At 58.7% G+C, this 15856-nt stretch carries 13 protein-coding genes and 1 tRNA gene; 9 read left to right on the top strand and 5 right to left on the bottom strand.

Features of this window, described 5'->3' with window-relative positions:
* Position 1: 1 nt before the first annotated feature.
* The 5 genes from GV764_RS00665 to GV764_RS00645 all read left to right on the top strand — a co-directional run bounded on the left by GV764_RS00665 (position 2) and on the right by GV764_RS00645 (position 6103).
* Complete coding sequence (locus GV764_RS00665) at positions 2 to 1405, top strand: YlbE family protein (RefSeq protein ID WP_161658630.1); 1404 nt, start codon at positions 2 to 4, stop codon at positions 1403 to 1405.
* Positions 1402 to 2355: a carbamate kinase gene (locus tag GV764_RS00660; protein ID WP_161658629.1), complete on the top strand. Its 954-nt coding sequence runs from the start codon at positions 1402 to 1404 to the stop codon at positions 2353 to 2355. The genes GV764_RS00665 and GV764_RS00660 overlap by 4 nt, the downstream gene beginning before the upstream one ends.
* A gap of 54 nt (positions 2356 to 2409) precedes the next feature.
* Entirely contained in the window at positions 2410 to 2805 is a 396-nt protein-coding gene (locus GV764_RS00655; protein ID WP_161658628.1) for an allophanate hydrolase-related protein, read from the top strand.
* 17 nt (positions 2806 to 2822) lie between these two features.
* Complete coding sequence (locus GV764_RS00650) at positions 2823 to 4421, top strand: regulator (RefSeq protein WP_161658627.1); 1599 nt, start codon at positions 2823 to 2825, stop codon at positions 4419 to 4421.
* Between the two features lie 137 nt (positions 4422 to 4558).
* A complete protein-coding gene (locus GV764_RS00645; RefSeq protein WP_161658719.1) occupies positions 4559 to 6103 on the top strand; it encodes a diguanylate cyclase in 1545 nt (514 codons plus the stop codon).
* A gap of 79 nt (positions 6104 to 6182) precedes the next feature.
* Here GV764_RS00645 and GV764_RS00640 read toward each other — a convergent pair.
* From GV764_RS00640 to GV764_RS00625, 4 genes are all read right to left on the bottom strand, one after another.
* A tRNA-Pro gene (locus GV764_RS00640) sits at positions 6183 to 6259 on the bottom strand.
* An 89-nt stretch (positions 6260 to 6348) separates the two neighbouring features.
* Positions 6349 to 8025: a kdo(2)-lipid A phosphoethanolamine 7''-transferase gene (eptB, locus tag GV764_RS00635; protein WP_161658626.1), complete on the bottom strand. Its 1677-nt coding sequence runs from the start codon at positions 8023 to 8025 to the stop codon at positions 6349 to 6351.
* Between the two features lie 295 nt (positions 8026 to 8320).
* Positions 8321 to 9520 (bottom strand): L-lactate MFS transporter, encoded by a 1200-nt coding sequence (locus GV764_RS00630; RefSeq protein WP_161658718.1) that lies wholly within the window; start codon positions 9518 to 9520, stop codon positions 8321 to 8323.
* Positions 9521 to 9694: 174 nt separating this feature from the next.
* Positions 9695 to 10405: an autotransporter domain-containing protein gene (locus GV764_RS00625; protein WP_161658717.1), complete on the bottom strand. Its 711-nt coding sequence runs from the start codon at positions 10403 to 10405 to the stop codon at positions 9695 to 9697.
* Positions 10406 to 10587: 182 nt separating this feature from the next.
* On the opposite strand from GV764_RS00625, the gene tag reads away from it, so the two are divergent.
* Together tag and GV764_RS00615 are read left to right on the top strand one after the other, a co-directional pair.
* On the top strand, positions 10588 to 11151 hold the full coding sequence (tag, locus tag GV764_RS00620; protein WP_161658625.1) for a DNA-3-methyladenine glycosylase I: 564 nt from the start codon (positions 10588 to 10590) through the stop codon (positions 11149 to 11151).
* Positions 11148 to 11594, top strand: coding sequence for an N-acetyltransferase (locus GV764_RS00615; RefSeq protein ID WP_161658624.1), 447 nt, complete (start codon positions 11148 to 11150; stop codon positions 11592 to 11594). Before tag ends, GV764_RS00615 begins: the two co-directional genes overlap by 4 nt.
* Here the strand turns inward: GV764_RS00615 and GV764_RS00610 are convergent.
* Positions 11557 to 13890 (bottom strand): molybdopterin guanine dinucleotide-containing S/N-oxide reductase, encoded by a 2334-nt coding sequence (locus GV764_RS00610; RefSeq protein WP_161658623.1) that lies wholly within the window; start codon positions 13888 to 13890, stop codon positions 11557 to 11559. The genes GV764_RS00615 and GV764_RS00610 overlap by 38 nt on opposite strands.
* A gap of 166 nt (positions 13891 to 14056) precedes the next feature.
* Here GV764_RS00610 and GV764_RS00605 point away from each other — a divergent pair, with 166 nt between their 5' ends.
* Together GV764_RS00605 and GV764_RS00600 are read left to right on the top strand one after the other, a co-directional pair.
* Entirely contained in the window at positions 14057 to 14719 is a 663-nt protein-coding gene (locus GV764_RS00605) for an OmpA family lipoprotein (RefSeq protein ID WP_125292748.1), read from the top strand.
* Positions 14720 to 14832: 113 nt separating this feature from the next.
* Entirely contained in the window at positions 14833 to 15852 is a 1020-nt protein-coding gene (locus tag GV764_RS00600) for a LacI family DNA-binding transcriptional regulator (RefSeq protein WP_161658622.1), read from the top strand.
* The last annotated feature ends 4 nt before the right edge of the window (positions 15853 to 15856 follow it).

The raw sequence follows: 15856 nt of genomic DNA, 5'->3' as shown, positions 1-15856 counted from the left end.
TATGACTACGCTTTTTGAAAAACCGCTCAACGTGATCAGCCTGGGGCTGAGCAGTTTTGCCGACAACTTACGCGAAGCGGGCGGCGACGTGTTGCACCTGAACTGGAAACCGGTCGCAGAGGGCGACGCGCAGGCCAACTGGCAACTCGCCACGCTGCTTAACGATCCGCGCGTCAACGCCGCTAACGAACAGGCGATTGCCCGTTATCTGGAAGCGCAGCCGGAACTGGTAGGCGTCAGCACCGCCCGGACGGCGATCCCGGCGCTTAACGGACAGAAACGTATCCTCCATTCCGGCCCGCCTATCGCCTGGCAGGATATGTGCGGCCCGGTGCAGGGCGCCATTGCCGGCGCGATTGTTTATGAAGGCTGGGCCAGCGATGTCGACCAGGCAATGGCGATGGCGGCACGCGGCGATATCGCCCTGGAGCCGTGCCATCACTACGGCGCGGTCGGGCCAATGGCGGGGATTATCAGCCCGTCGATGCCGGTATGGGTGGTGGAAAACCGCACCCACGGCAACCGCACCTTCTGTAACTTCAACGAGGGGCTGGGCAAAGTTCTACGCTTTGGGGCGAACGGCGAGGAAGTCCTCACCCGCCTGCGCTGGATGGGCGATGTGTTAGCCCCGGCGCTTGCCAAAGCGCTGGAAAGCACCGGCAGCATTGAGTTGAAGCCAATGATTGCCCAGGCGCTGCATATGGGCGACGAGTGCCATAACCGCAACGCCGCCGCCAGCGGTCTGTTCTTCAAACGCGTGGCCCCGGCGCTGGCGCGTATCGAAAACGGCCCGCAGGCGCTGGAGTTTATCGCCGCGAACGACCACTTCTTTCTGAACCTGTCAATGGCGGCCTGTAAAGCCATGCTCGACGCCGCGCGCGATGTGCCGTTCAGCTCGATGGTGACGGTGATGGCGCGCAACGGCGTGAATTTCGGCATTCAGCTTTCCGGCACCGGCAGCCGCTGGTTCCAGGCCCCGGCCAACCCGGTAGACGGCCTGTTCTTCCCCGGCTTTAGCGTGGAAGACGCGGCGGCAGATCTCGGCGATTCGGCCATCACGGAAACGGCGGGCATTGGCGGCTTCGCCATGGCGGCCTCCCCGGCCATTGTGAAATTCGTCGGCGGCACGCCGGTGGACGCCACCCGTCACAGCATGACCATGCAGGAAATCACCCTGACGCAAAACCCGGCCTTTACCCTGCCCGCGCTTAACTTCGCCGGTTCCGGTAGCGGCATCGACGCGCGTCGGGTGATCGACCGCAATATCCTGCCGGTGATTAACACCGGGATTGCCCATAAGCGTGCAGGCGTGGGCCAGATCGGTGCAGGCATCACCACCGCGCCGCTGCCGTGCTTTATCGAGGCTATCGCCGCGCTGGCGGAAACTCTGGAGGGGAAACCATGAGCCAGAAAAAAATCGCCGTTGTGGCGGTGGGCGGCAACGCGCTGATCCGCAGCCGCGACGCCGTGTCGCTGGACGCGCAGTACCAGGCGGTAAAAGAGACCGCCTTTCACGTGGTGGCGCTGATCGAGGCGGGCTGGCGCGTGGTGTTGACTCACGGCAACGGCCCCCAGGTGGGGTTCATCCTGCGGCGCAGCGAAATCGCCCGGGACGACGTGCCGGTGGTGCCGCTGGAATACGCGGTGGGCGACACCCAGGGCGCGATTGGCTTTATGTTCCAGAACGCGCTGTACAACGAGTTACAACGGCGCGGTATTGGCGACACACCGGTAAGCGCGCTGGTCACCCAGACGCTGATTGACCCCAACGATCCGGCGTTTAACGCGCCGGATAAACCCATCGGCGCGCATATGGATCGTGACGTGGCGGAAAGCCTGGCCGCCAGCCAGGGCTGGAAAATCGCCGAAGACGCCGGGCGCGGCTGGCGGCGCGTGGTGGCCTCGCCGAAACCGCTGCAAATTATCGAAAGCCCGGTGATCCGCCGCCTGCTGGAGGAGAACGTGCTGGTGGTGGCCTGCGGCGGCGGCGGCATTCCGGTTTACCGCAACGAAGACGGCACGCTCAGCGCCGCACAGGCGGTAATCGATAAAGACCGCGCCTCCGCACTGCTGGCACAGGAATTGAATGCCGACATGCTGCTCATTCCAACCGGGGTCGAACAGGTGGCGATCAATTTCGGCACGCCGGAACAGCGCTGGCTCGACACGCTGACCTGTGAACAGGCGCAGGCGCTGCTGGATTCCGGTGAATTCGGCGCAGGCAGCATGGCCCCGAAAGTCGAGGCGATTGTCAGTTGGCTTCGCCACGCGCCGGGGAAAACCGGCATTATCACCAGCCCGGAAGCCATGGGCGATGCCGTTGCGGGCCGCAAAGGCACGCGTATTACCGATTAATTTTGGATTTTTTCCGACACCAGGGACCCCTTTCTACACACTTAAGGAACAGTAATGATGAACGGCAATATTCTTCTGGCGGTAAACGGCACGCTGATGAGGGGGCTAAAGCTCAACCCCAACATGCTGGCGGTCGGCGCCGAATTCGTCAGTGACGCTAACACGGCCCCGTGTTACCGCTGCTGGACGATCAATGACGACCATCCCGGTATGCTGCGCACGCCGGGCGAAGGCGCACGCATTGCGCTGGAGCTGTGGGCGGTGCCGCCTGCCGGGCTGGGTCAAATCCTGCAAAACGAACCCGCCGGATTGTGCATCGGCAAAGTGGCGCTGGACGACGGGCGCGAGGTGCTGGGGGTGTTAGCGGAGCCCTGGCTGATTGAAGGTCAAAAGGAAATTACCGAACTGGGAGGCTGGCGCGCATACACTGGCCAGCTCCTGGATGAATAACAGATAAGGAGAGCATCATGGGTTCTCAGTCTTCTGCTTTTCGCCCCAAACTCTGGGTGCCGGGCGATCTCAACGCCTTTTTCGGGCTATTCACCAACGTGCTGTTAAACGTGCTGGTCCTGAGCGGACTGGCGCTGTACGTGGCGCAAATCCCGGCGGAAACGGTGTTTGGCCGTATTCTGCCCGCGTTGGGCATCGCCCTGCCTCTCGGCAACCTGTTTTACGCCTGGCTCGCCTGGAAACTGGCGAAGCGCGAAGGGCGCAATAATGTGACCGCCCTGCCTTACGGCCCCAGCGTGCCGCATATGTTTATCGTGGTGTTTGTGGTGATGCTGCCGACGCTGCTGATCCACAAAGACTGGATGCTGGCCTGGAAGCTCGGGCTGATCTGGGCGATGATCGTCGGCGTGATTGTGCTGGCCGGGGTGATCGTGGGGCCAACCATCCGTAAATACACGCCGCGCGCCGCCATGCTGGGGACGCTGGCCGGCATCGCCATTGCGTTTATCGCCATGCGTCCGGCGTATCAGATGTTTGATACCGCGTGGATCGGCGTGGTCTGCTTCGCCATCATTCTGCTGAACTGGGTCGGTAATGTGCGCTTGCCATTCGGCCTGCCGGGCGGCCTGGCGGTGGTGCTGGTGGGCTGCGTGCTGGGCTGGGGCGCGACCCTGCTGGGCTTTAGCGATATCATGAACCCGGCGGCGGTGGGCGAAGCGGCACAGCGCTTCTCGTTGCATCTGCCGTCGATTTCCGGGGATGTGTTTTCGGTGCCGATGGAGCTGGTGTGGCCGCTGCTGGTTACCGCTATCCCGCTGGGTATTTTCAACTTCACCGAAATCCTTAATAACGTCGAATCCGCAGCCGTAGGCGGCGACAGCTACAATCTGCGCGCGGTACTGGCGGCGGACGGCGTGGGCGCTATCGTCGGCGCGCTGCTGGGGTCGCCGTTCCCGCCAGCGGTGTATATCGGCCATCCGGGCTGGAAAGCTATGGGCGGGCGCATCGGTTACTCCCTCGGCACCGGTATCTGTATGGCGCTGGTGTGCTTCCTTGGCTTGACCGCCCTGCTGCTGTCCATCATTCCGCTGGTGGCTATCGTCCCGATCCTGCTGTTTATCGGGCTGGTGATTGGCGCGCAGGCGTTTCAGGTGTCGCCAAAACGCCATGCTCCGGCGATTGTGCTGGCGCTGGTGCCGAACATCGCCGAATGGGCGAAAACCCAGGTGGACGGCGCGCTGTCTGCGGCGGGCGCGAATCCCGTGCAGCTACCGGCGGAGATCGCCGCCAGTATGGCGAATAACGGCGTGCTGTATCACGGCATGGCGACTACCGGCGGCGGCGCGGTGCTGGCGGGTCTGATGCTCGGCGCGATTGCGGCGTTTATTATTGACCGGCGGTTCAACTGGGCGGCCGTCTATTCCGCCGCCGCCACTATTCTGTCGTTCTTCGGGTTTATTCACGGGCACCAGATGGCGTTTAACGCCTCGCCGACCGTGACCTTTGGCTATGGCGTCGCCACGCTGATCTTTATCGTGATGGCCCTGCAACAGAGCAAAGCCGACGGTAAAACCGACTGGTCGCCGATTGATAACGGCGATGAGCCGATGCACTAATTAGCGTGCCGTAATCTAAAAGCCCAACCTTCGCGTTGGGCTTTTGATCATTTAACTCCGCAAAATTTCTTAAGTATAGGTAAGCTTCAGGATGAGACTTTTTCAACGGGAGCTGTAATTTGTCTTTTCGCCACAACATGAGCAGAACGCTTGCGCTTGATACTTCTCTTGGCAGAACCCTGACGATTTTTATCGCCTGTTTGCTGATTGGCACCCTCGCCGCCAATATTTTATCGTTTTACCTGTCCTGGGAGCGCACCGTCCAGGAGGCGGAAAGCGAGGCGATTAACCTGTCCATTTCCCAGGCCCGGCAGGCTGAAGATACTTTTTTGCAAACCGATCTGGCGCTCCAGCAGATCCGGCGCGCCGTGGGCACTGATGCGCCTGATGAAAGGTATAACTACCTGCTGTCCGACTTAAAAGACCGGCTCCCCCAGTTGCATGGCCTGTTTGTTTTTGACGCCCAGGGCAACTGGAAAAGCACCTCGTTTAACTATGCCCCGCCGGATGTGAATAACGCAGACCGCGAGTATTTTACTTATCACCAACAAAACCGGCAGACGGGCACCCATATCGGTCACGTGATTCGCAGCCGCACTACCGGCGACTGGATCATTCCCGTTTCCATGCGCATTAGCGATCCGGATGGCGCTTTCGTTGGGGTGATCCTGGCGACCATCAAGCTGGATTACTTTAAAAAGTTTTATGCTTATTTTGAAATGGGCAACAAGGATCTGCTGGCGTTACTGCTGCTGGACGGCACCGCGCTGTATGTCCGCCCGTTTTCTGAAACGGTGATCAACCGCAACCTTTCCTACAGCCCGCTGTTTAAACGGGAGCTGGTGCGCGTGGACCAGGGGAGCGCCACCTGGCTGTCGGCGCTGGATGGCATCGTGCGCGTATATGGCTTTGCCCGCATTGAAAACTACCCGCTGGTGGTGGTCGCCGGCTTCGATCGCTCAGCGCTGCGCCGCCACTGGGTGGCATCGAACCTGACCGACTGGCTGATCAACGTTTTGCTGCTTGCCGGGCTACTGGTCATGGGACGGGTGATGTTCAGGCAGGTACGGATCAACAGCGACGACCAGCTTGAAATGTCGCATCTGCGAGACGACCTGGTGAAGATAAACCAGACCCTTCAGACCATGGCGATGGTGGATGGGCTTACCGGCCTGGCGAATCGCCGGAAATTTGATGCCGCGCTGCAACAGGCGCTGGCGGATTCAGCGATTACCGGAAAACCCGTTTCGCTGATCCTGCTCGATATTGACTACTTCAAGCGTTACAACGATGCCTGCGGCCACGTGGCTGGCGACGCCTGCCTGCGTATCGCCGGGAATGTGCTGGAAACAGCGGCGCTGCGTACCGACGATCTGGTGGCCCGCTACGGCGGTGAAGAGTTCGCCATTATCCTGCCGAATACGGCGGCGGAAGATGCGCTTAAGGTGGCCTGGCGGGCGGTGCACAGGGTGCGCGATAAAAAAATACCGCATCCGGCAACGGATAATGCAGAACATATCGTGACCCTCAGCGCGGGCTGCTATTCGATTATCGGCACCGGTTCAGAACAGGATATGGCGGCGCTGATACAGGGCGCAGACCGCGCGCTGTATCAGTCGAAGGAACAGGGGCGAAATCGGGCATCGTGCGGGTCGTGCGATGTGGATGCTGAAGGGAAATAAAGTAGCACCCCGGAGGTTCAAATCCTCATCGGCCCCGGAAAGCAAAAAACCCAACCTTGCGGTTGGGTTTTTCTAAATTTGGTCGGTGATAGAGGATTCGAACCTCCGACCCCTTCGTCCCGAACGAAGTGCGCTACCAGGCTGCGCCAATCACCGAATTGCGGGGCGCATCTTACTGCCGCGCACCCCAACCGTCAATCCCTTAATCAAAAAAAGCCATCCAATCGGCTGAAAAGCCAGCAACCTTACTTCCCTTCCGGGACGTGACACCAGTTGTTGTTCTCATTAATGCCGCCGTTCGGCGAGGTGTAGCCCAGGCAACCCATGATGGTGTCGTACAGCTCCACGTGGCGGCGCGGCACTTTCATCTCGGCCTGCTGCTTAAGGTGCTGGAACGAACGCTGATGCGCCGGGCTCTCCAGATATTTGTCCGACATCCATACCATCATCGGTACGCGGAACTGCTCCGGCGGCGCGATGTTGCGCGGCGTGCCGTGCAGATGTTCTTTCTCGTTGATGGATTCGCCATGGTCCGCTGCGTAGAACACAATCGCTTTTTTATCACGCAGTTGGTCGATCACTTTATCGATAAAGCTGTCGACGTAGAGCACGGTGTTGTCGAATGCGTTCACTAATTGCTGCTTGCTGCAATCTTTATCGATGCCCATGCATTCCGGCTGAAACTTCGCGTAATCGCGGGTGTAGCGCTGGACATAGTTATAATGCGACCCTTTGGTATGCAGGATAATCATGTGCTTCCCGTTCGGGTGCCCGGCAAGAGAGTTCTGCATTTCGTTAACCAGCAGCATGTCGTCCACCTGTTTACCGCGATTGCGCGGCTCCGCGCCAATTTGCTCGCGGTAAGCGATGTTATCTGCCATGGTGTTGCTGTAAAACCACAGCTCGCTTTGCATCGCCAGTACGTCGGCGCTAAAACCCAACTGCTTCAGTACCGCAAAGACGTTTTGCTCTTTCAGGGTACGCTGCGGATTATCTTCCGCGCCGCCCTCGCGCACAAACATGCAGCGCAAAGAGAGTTTGGTCGCGGTGTCGCAGGAATACCCCCGGAAAGCGACCAGGTTCTTCTCTTTCGCGAGCTTCGGCGTGGTATCGCGTTCATAACCCAGCATACCCATATGATCCCAGCGGGTAGTTTCACCGATGATAAACACCATGTAGGTATCATCAATATCCGCAGGGGCCTGATAGCTGTATTTCTTCGCCGGGTTGATCAGCGATTTATTATCATTGGACTCATCGACCTGCGCCCAGGCATACAGTCCCAGCGCCGATAACCAGTTAGACGGCAGATAAGAGTTCGCGACCACACCACCGTAGCTCGGCATATCCACGCCGGAGCTGCGCTCAACGCGTTTTTGCTGCATATCCAGCAGGCGAATCGGCGCCCAAACCAGCAGGCCCGCCATAATGACCACGCCTGCACTGCGCAGCCGAACGCCGCGCGTAGTAAGCTGCTTCCACAGCGTGTCATCGCAACGGTTAAACCAAATCAGCCACAGCGGGACCGCACTCACCAGCACCATCCAGACGAAGAAGCCCCAGCCGACCACCTCTTTGGATAAATCAATATCCGTGGTCATCACCGAAGCGATAATGCCGTAGCCAATCACCACATTCAGGAAGGTCATGTAGTAACTGGCGCCGGACGAGAATAAAACAATCAATGTGGTCAGAACTTTCCAGGCGCGCCGCCCCAACAGGGAAAGAATGCGCAACAGGAAAAAGGTCACTAATACCGTGCCGACCAGCTCCACGACGGCTGAAATTCCTTTTATGGCGGTAAAGTTTTGGGCGTATCCGTCAAAGCGACGGATAAAAACCGCGCAGTTTAAAAACAGGCCGATGTAGACCGCGATCAGAAAACTCAGCTTCTGATGCGACATCGAATTCAGGTATTTCATGCAAAGCCCCTGGAACAGGTACAAAATTCTCTGACCCGTTACCGGGCGTCGAGTTCTAATAGCCAACAATGCACCAGCAAAACGGGAAGATTCCTGGTGAGAGCGCGGCTAGTAGACCATAACGCTAAGTAAAAGTTGTGAGTAGTTAGCATTCCGGCACTGAATTTACAAATTTATGCTACTTAATTCTCATCTGTGAGCTGTTCTTTTCTTAAAGATCGTCTACTTGTGGGGGTATGCGAGGAGGTAAAAAAGCCGCGCTTAGCTTTACGCACGGCTTTAAAAGGCTAATAAATCAGGCGTGTGCGTGTTTGAGCACCTGCCGTTGCGGCTGGCGGATCGTCGTGGAAAGCGCCAGCGAGACAATCAGCAGCGCGAAGATGACGCAGAAAGTGACGTAGAAGCCGCCGAACAGCGAGGCGATGGCGGAACCGCAAATACTGCCGATACCGAAGCCGAGGTAAATCACGCCGTAGTTTTTCGCGAGGTTGTTCAGGCCGAAGAACTCGCTGACCAGCGACGGATACACGGTGATGGTGCCGCCGAAGTTAAAGGCCACACAGGCGATAGCGGCGAAGAAAGTCATTTCATTCAGCGGCGCGAACAGCAGCGCGGCCATGCCCACCAGGGAGATCACCTGGCCTATCGTGATAACGCGGATACGCGACATTTTATCGGACAGGATCCCCAGCACCAGGCGGCCGCTAAGGTTCGCGATGGAAATCACCGTCACGGCATTCGCGGCTGAAGCCACATCCAGATTCACCAGGTTTTGGGCGATATCTTTCGCCACGCCAATCACGTACAGACCGCTCATGCAGGCAGTGAGGAACATGGTCGCCAGCATCCAGTATTGCGGTTTACGCATCGATTCCGCGAGAGTGAAATCATTGCTGGTCACGCCATTCACCGACTGTACCGGCTGGTTCGGCGCATCGGTCATCAGCATCGCGCCAAATACCACCATTACCAGGGCAATCGCGCCCCAAATCATAAAGGTGCGCTCCAGACCGACGCTGGCCAGCAGGTGGCTGTCGATAAATTTAAAACCGAGGCTGCCAAGACCGTAAGCGCCGATAGACAGCGCAGAGATTAACCCTTTGCGCTCCGGGAACCACTTCACACAGTTTGAGAGCGTCAACAGATAGCCTGCGCCATCCGCCAGCCCTACCAGCACCCCGGCGCTCAGCCACAACATCATCAGGTTACTGGAATGGGCGGTGAGGAAGAAACCCAGGCCGAGCAGCAGGCCGGAAGCGATAGTCACGCGGCGCACGCCAAAACGCTCCTGCAGTTTTCCGGCGACCGAGGACGAGATCGCCAGGCCAAGGCTCAGCAGGCCGAAGGAGAACGCCACCTGACTGATGGGCACATCCAGCTTTTCGGAAAGCGCGCTATTAAACAAACTCCAGGTATAGACAGAACCCAGCGCAAACTGAGTCACGATAGTGCCGAAGAGGGTAAGCCAACGGGTACGATTTTGCAGGGCGTTCATGGCAGTCATCTCATCCAGAAAGGGAAAGGTATCTGCCTGTAAGCCTAACGAAAGCCCGTCATATCAGGGGGTGAAACGCCATGAAGTGCCGTAAGAACGGAATGAACTGCCACGAGACGGGAATGAAACGCCTTGTATTCCATTCCCGCCTTGCTTCCGGAAAGCGGTTTTTAATTAAAAACGGGCATTCACCCCGAGGTTATATGACGTCATATCCCCGGCCATAATCCCTTCGGACTGGGAAAACGACGCATAGGCCGCAAGGTTTTTATTCAGCGGCATATCGGCCCCCACCGTGACGTCCATCCAGTTGCCATATTGATTCGCCGCAGTCACCGCATGCATGCCCGACTGGGATTTCCAGACGTTCTCGCCATATTGCTGGTTGTAGCTCACCTGCGCCCACGGACGCACGTAGCCGAATGTCGAATCAACCCGCCAGCCCAGCGTGCTGACGCTGGCATGCCAGAGCTGGTCTGCGCCGCCCGAACGCCCCATGCTGTCGCCATAGTCATTAAACATCGACGCGGTGCTGCCGTCCCAGTGCCAGGACGCGACAGGCCCGGTGGTCACATTTTTGTATACCGGGATCGCCAGCCCGACGCCAAGGGTCGACGGCTGCGTGGTAGCGCTGTTTTGTGATGAAGTGATAAGGTTAAAACCCGACGAATAGGCCATATCCAACGGCGCGTTAAGGCGTTCCGCCAGAATGTCGTTGTAGTCGGGTTGGTGATCGCTGTCCCAGGTATAGCGCTCAAACGTATTACTTTCAGGGTCATCAACGCTATATTCTTGCTGCCAGGCGAAAGCACCTTGTGAACAAATGCAACACGCAAAAATCGCCACACTGCTTAACGTGCGGCAGCCACTACCTATAGTTGTCATCATTATGCGACTCCAGAAAGAGCCAAAATCCGGCGTTTTTTATTTTTTTGCCTGAGTGAGAGGCTTATTCCCCGAATAATTTGCGCAGCTGTGGCTTGAATTACCAGGGGTATAGCCCTGAATTAACTATTGTCTTTTTCACTCAGACGTCAAGTAGGGTGACTCAAAAAGAGGGATATTTTATGCAGCGTTGTGGATGGGTAACTCAGGACCCGCTGTATCTCGCGTATCACGATAACGAGTGGGGTAGTCCGGAAACCGACAGCCAGAAACTGTTTGAGATGATCTGTCTGGAAGGACAGCAGGCCGGGCTCTCGTGGATTACGGTGCTGAAAAAGCGCGAAAACTACCGCCGCTGCTTTCACCAGTTCGACCCCGTCGCTGTCGCGCAGATGCAGGCCGAAGACGTAGAAACGCTGCTTCAGGACACGGGCATTATTCGCCATCGCGGTAAAATCGAAGCCATCATTAACAACGCCAGGGCCTTTCTGGCGATGGAAGCCAACGGCGAGCCGTTTTCTGAATTCGTCTGGTCGTTTGTCGATAATACCCCGCAGGTGACCCGGGCCGCCGCCATGAGCGAGATCCCCACCACTACGCCGGCCTCAGATGCGCTCTCCAAAGCGCTGAAGAAACGCGGCTTTAAGTTTGTCGGCTCCACCATTTGCTACTCGTTTATGCAGGCCTGTGGGCTGGTCAATGACCACGTCACCGGCTGCATCTGCCATCCGGAGAACCCAACATGATCCGTGAATGCCAGCCCTCCGATCTGCCCGCGCTGCTGGACGTCTGGCTGGCGAGCACCACCGCGGCGCACCCGTTTATCGATCCGCTTTACTGGCAGCAAAGCCTGCCGCTCGTGCGCGACAGCTACCTGCCCGATGCGCATACCTGGGTTTACCTGGAAGATGCGCAACTGCTGGGATTTATCAGCGTGATGAATGCGTCGTTTGTCGGCGCGCTGTTTGTCGCGCAACATGCGGCAGGGCGCGGTATCGGCACTGCGCTGTTGAATGAGGCAAAGCGGCACTACGCTGCGTTAAGCCTTGAGGTGTATCAGAAAAACACCCTGGCGGTGAATTTTTATCACCGCCAGGGGTTTCGTATTGAAGACAGCGCCTGGCAGGAAGAAACCCAGCACCCGACCTGGATTATGCACTGGCAGGCGGATCAAACGCCGTCACGGTAAGCGCAGGCCCCTGATACTTCTCTACCCACGCCAGGGCTGTGTTCCCCGCGCAGCCGTTAGCCAGTTGGGAGGTGGGAATATCTTTGGTCAGCACGTTAACCGCCCCGTGCTTACACAGGCCGCCCGCCTGTTTATCTAAATCCGGCCATGCGCCTTCATGCAGGCAGACCACGCCAGGCTTAATCCCGTCACGCACTACCGCGCCCGCCAGCACCTGCCCGCGACCGTTCCACACCCGCACCACATCGCCATCTGCGATGCCGCGTGAGCGCGCATCGTCCGGGTGCAGCGTCAGCGGCTCGCGTCCGGCCACTGCATACCGTTCGCGCAGTTGCGCGTAGTTAAGCTGGCTGTGCAACCGGTGTGCGGGATGCGCAGAAAGCAGTTGCAGCTGGCCCGGCTCGGCGTTGCCGTGCCATTCGTCCGGGGCCAGCCAGCTCGGATGCCCCGGGCAGTCGGCATAACCGTAATCGGCAATGCGTTGGGAGAAAATTTCGATTTTGCCGCTCGGGGTTTTCAGCGGATTGGCCTGCGGATCGGCGCGGAACGCCGCAAAGCGGATAAACTCGGCATTCTGCGGGCTTTCCGGCATTTCGATCAGCTGGTTGGCTTGCCAGAATTCCTCAAACGGCGGCAGCGTCACCTGCTGGGCCGCGCCGCGCTGCTGCGCTATGGCATAAAATTCGGCCAACCATTGCAGGTCGCTTTTACCTTCGCTGAAACGCACGCCGCCGCCCGTCTCCCAGCGCTCGCTCAGTTCGGCGAACACGTCGAAATCATTCCGGGCCTCATATTGGGGAGCGACCACCTGCTTCATCGGCACCAGATGCTGGTTGCTGTAATCCCCGGTCATGGTGAGATCGTTGCGCTCAAACGAGGTGGTAATGGGCAGCACGATATCGGCGTGTTTCGCCGCCGCCGTCCAGAAGCATTCGGAAATCACCACCAGCTCCGGCTTCTGCCAGGCTTTGATCAGGCGGTTAGTGTCCTGATGGTGGGTAAAGTTGCCGCCGCCCGCCCACCAGATCATGCGGATATCCGGGAAGCGCCGCGTTTCACCGTTATGCTGATAGTGTTCGCCGGGGCGTTCCAGCGCTTCCACAATACGCGCGACCGGGATTTTCTCCACCGCGTCGGTGCCGTTTTTCACCGAGCCCTGCATCGAGCCGAGCACCGCCGCGCGGCGCGTCGGGTTGCCGCCGTTGGCGAAGTGGTATGAGAGGCCAAACCCGCCGCCCGGCGTGCCGATTTGCCCGAGCATGGCGGCCAGGGTCACCAGCATCCAGTGTTTTTGTTCACCGTACTGCTGGCGCTGCATCCCCCATCCCGACATCAGCATGGTGCGGTTGTGGCTGAACAGCTGCGCCAGCTCGCGCAGCGTCGGTGCCGGTACGCCGCAAATGGGCGCGGCCCAGTCGGCGGATTTTGCCACGCCGTCCTGTTCGCCCGTCAGGTAGGCGGCGAAGCGCTCAAAACCTTCAGTACAGTTATTCAAAAATTGCGCGTCGTGCCAGCCGTTTTCGAGCAGCGTATGGGCAATGCCCAGCATCATCGCCACATCGGTGCCCATATGCGGCGCAATCCACTCCATGCGGTCGCCAAAGAACGCGACGGTTTCCGAGCGCATCGGATCGATGCAAATCAGCCGTTTGCCGCTGTTTTTCAGGGCTTCAAAATAGCCGATGCCCTGCTCGTCACTGGCGTTCCAGGCGATTTTCAGCGTGTTGAGCGGATTGGCGCTCCACAGCACCACCACGTCGCTGTGTTCGAGGATCAGCGGCCAGCTGGTCTGCTGCTGATACACCTCATTGCCGCCCACCACGTAGGGCATGATCACCTGGGCGGCACCGGTAGAGTAATCCCCAAGATGGCCGGTATAGCCTCCTGCGAGGCTCATATAACGCTGCAACAAGGTGGCGGCTTTATGCAGCACGCCGTTAGAGCGCCAGCCGTAGGAGCCGGCGAAAATCGCCGACGGGCCCCAGGTTTCGCGGATGTGGTGATGCCGGGCGTCAATCAGCGCCAGCGCCTGGTCCCAGCTGATGCGCACGTATTCGTCATCGCCGCGTACGCCCTGCGGGTTTTGCGGGTTCGCCAGAAAGCCTTTGCGCGCCATCGGATAACGCACGCGGGTTTTGCTGTGCACCTGATCCGGCACGGCGGTTTGCAGCGAGTTAGGGTGCGGGGTGTTAAGCGCGCTGCCGGAAGAGAGGACGGTTTGCCCGTCGGTTTCTACCCGCATCGGCCCCCAGTGGGCGGCGGTTAACACGGATGTGGTTTGCGATGTAGTGGCCAAAGCAGCTCCTGGCGATGTTTGCAGGTCAAAATCGGGGTTCTGACGACCCCATGGTTACTTTCGCTGACAAAATCAGACGACTTCCCAAAATTTTCTAACTATTCACAGGTCATAATCAACCGCTACGCCCGGTTGTGGCAACGAAATAAATCATTGGGATTTGAGAATGAAAAAACGCGTAATGGTTCTTGCAGCTGTCATCAGCGGCGCACTGGCAGTTTCTGGCTGTACCACTAATCCTTATACCGGCGAGCGTGAAGCCGGCAGCTCCGGCATCGGCGCGGGCATCGGCTCGTTAGTTGGCGCAGGCGTCGGCGCGCTCTCTTCCTCGAAAAAAGATCGCGGCAAAGGCGCGCTGATTGGCGCAGCGGCCGGTGCGGCCCTCGGCGGCGGCGTCGGCTATTACATGGACGTGCAGGAAGCCAAACTGCGCGACAAAATGCAGGGAACCGGCGTCAGCGTGACGCGAAATGGCGATAACATCGTGCTAAATATGCCGAATAACGTCACCTTCGACAGTAATCAGGCCAACCTGAAACCGGCGGGCGCGAATACCCTGACCGGCGTGGCGATGGTGCTGAAAGAGTACCCGAAAACCGCCGTTAACGTGCTGGGCTACACCGACAGCACCGGCGGCAGCGACCTGAATATGCGTCTGTCGCAGCAGCGTGCGGATTCCGTCGCCAGCGCGCTGATCACCCAGGGCGTGGCGGCAAACCGCATCCAGACTCGCGGTATGGGCCCGGCGAACCCGATTGCCAGCAACGATACCGCCGAAGGCAAAGCGCAAAACCGTCGCGTCGAAATCACCCTCACCCCGATCCAGTAAACCGCTGCGCTGGCTGGCCCGGCGCAAAAAGTGTGATACTGTTGCCTCCCCCTTGCCTCCTGTTACAGGAGGCAAACAGGGATTGTCTGGAGCATAACGGCACAGGGGCAGCGATGACACGATCTACGGCGCGCGCAACCATCAGCGATGTGGCCAAAGCGGCGAAAACCGGTAAAACCAGCGTCTCACGTTACTTAAACGGCGAAAAGCACCTGCTTTCCGACGATTTGTTGGCGCGCATCGAACACGCCATCGCCACCCTCGATTACCACCCCAGCCAGATGGCGCGCGGGCTTAAGCGTGGCCGCACCCGGCTTATTGGGCTGATCATCGCCGATATCACTAATCCCTATTCGGTGAATGTCCTCAGCGGCATTGAAGCCGCCTGCCGCGAAAAAGGCTTTACGCCGCTGGTCTGTAACACCAATAACGAAGTGGATCAGGAGCTGCATTACCTGGATTTGCTGCGCAGCTATCAGGTGGAAGGCATTGTGGTCAACGCCGTGGGGATGCGCGAAGAGGGCCTGAACCGTCTGCAACAATCCTCGCTGCCGATGGTGCTGATTGACCGTAAAATCCCGGATTTCGCCTGCGACGTGGTGGGATTAGACAATACCCAGGCCGCCACCACCGTCACTGAACATCTGATCGAACAGGGTTTTGAAGCGCTGCTGTTCCTGAGCGAGCCGCTCGGCACCGTGAATACCCGCCGCGAGCGCTTACAGGCGTTTGAACATACCGCCCGGCGCTACCCCGGCATCGTGGCGCAAAACGCCGAAATCCCGCTGCATGAAGCGGAAAAGCTCGATAACACGCTGCGTCAGTTTCACCAGACCTGGCGCGGGATGCGTAAAGCCGTGATCTCCGCTAACGGCGCGCTCACGCTTCAGGTAGCCCGCTCCCTGAAGCGCATTGGCCTGCACTGGGGCAGCGACATTGGCCTGCTCGGTTTTGACGAGCTGGAATGGGCCGAGCTGGCGGGGGTCGGCATTACCACCCTGAAACAGCCCACCTGGCAGATCGGCTACGCCGCGCTGGAGCAGGTGGTGCGCCGGATTGAAGGCGTCAGCGACACCGTTCGCGAGCAGGTTTTCTCCGGCGAGCTTATCATTCGCGGCTCCACGTCCCGTTAAATTG

It is taken from the genome of Atlantibacter hermannii (genome assembly GCF_009907385.1).
GTDB lineage: Bacteria > Pseudomonadota > Gammaproteobacteria > Enterobacterales > Enterobacteriaceae > Atlantibacter > Atlantibacter hermannii_A.
The sequence above is the reverse complement of the archived record's forward strand: the minus strand, read 5'-3'. Positions and strand labels throughout refer to the sequence as shown.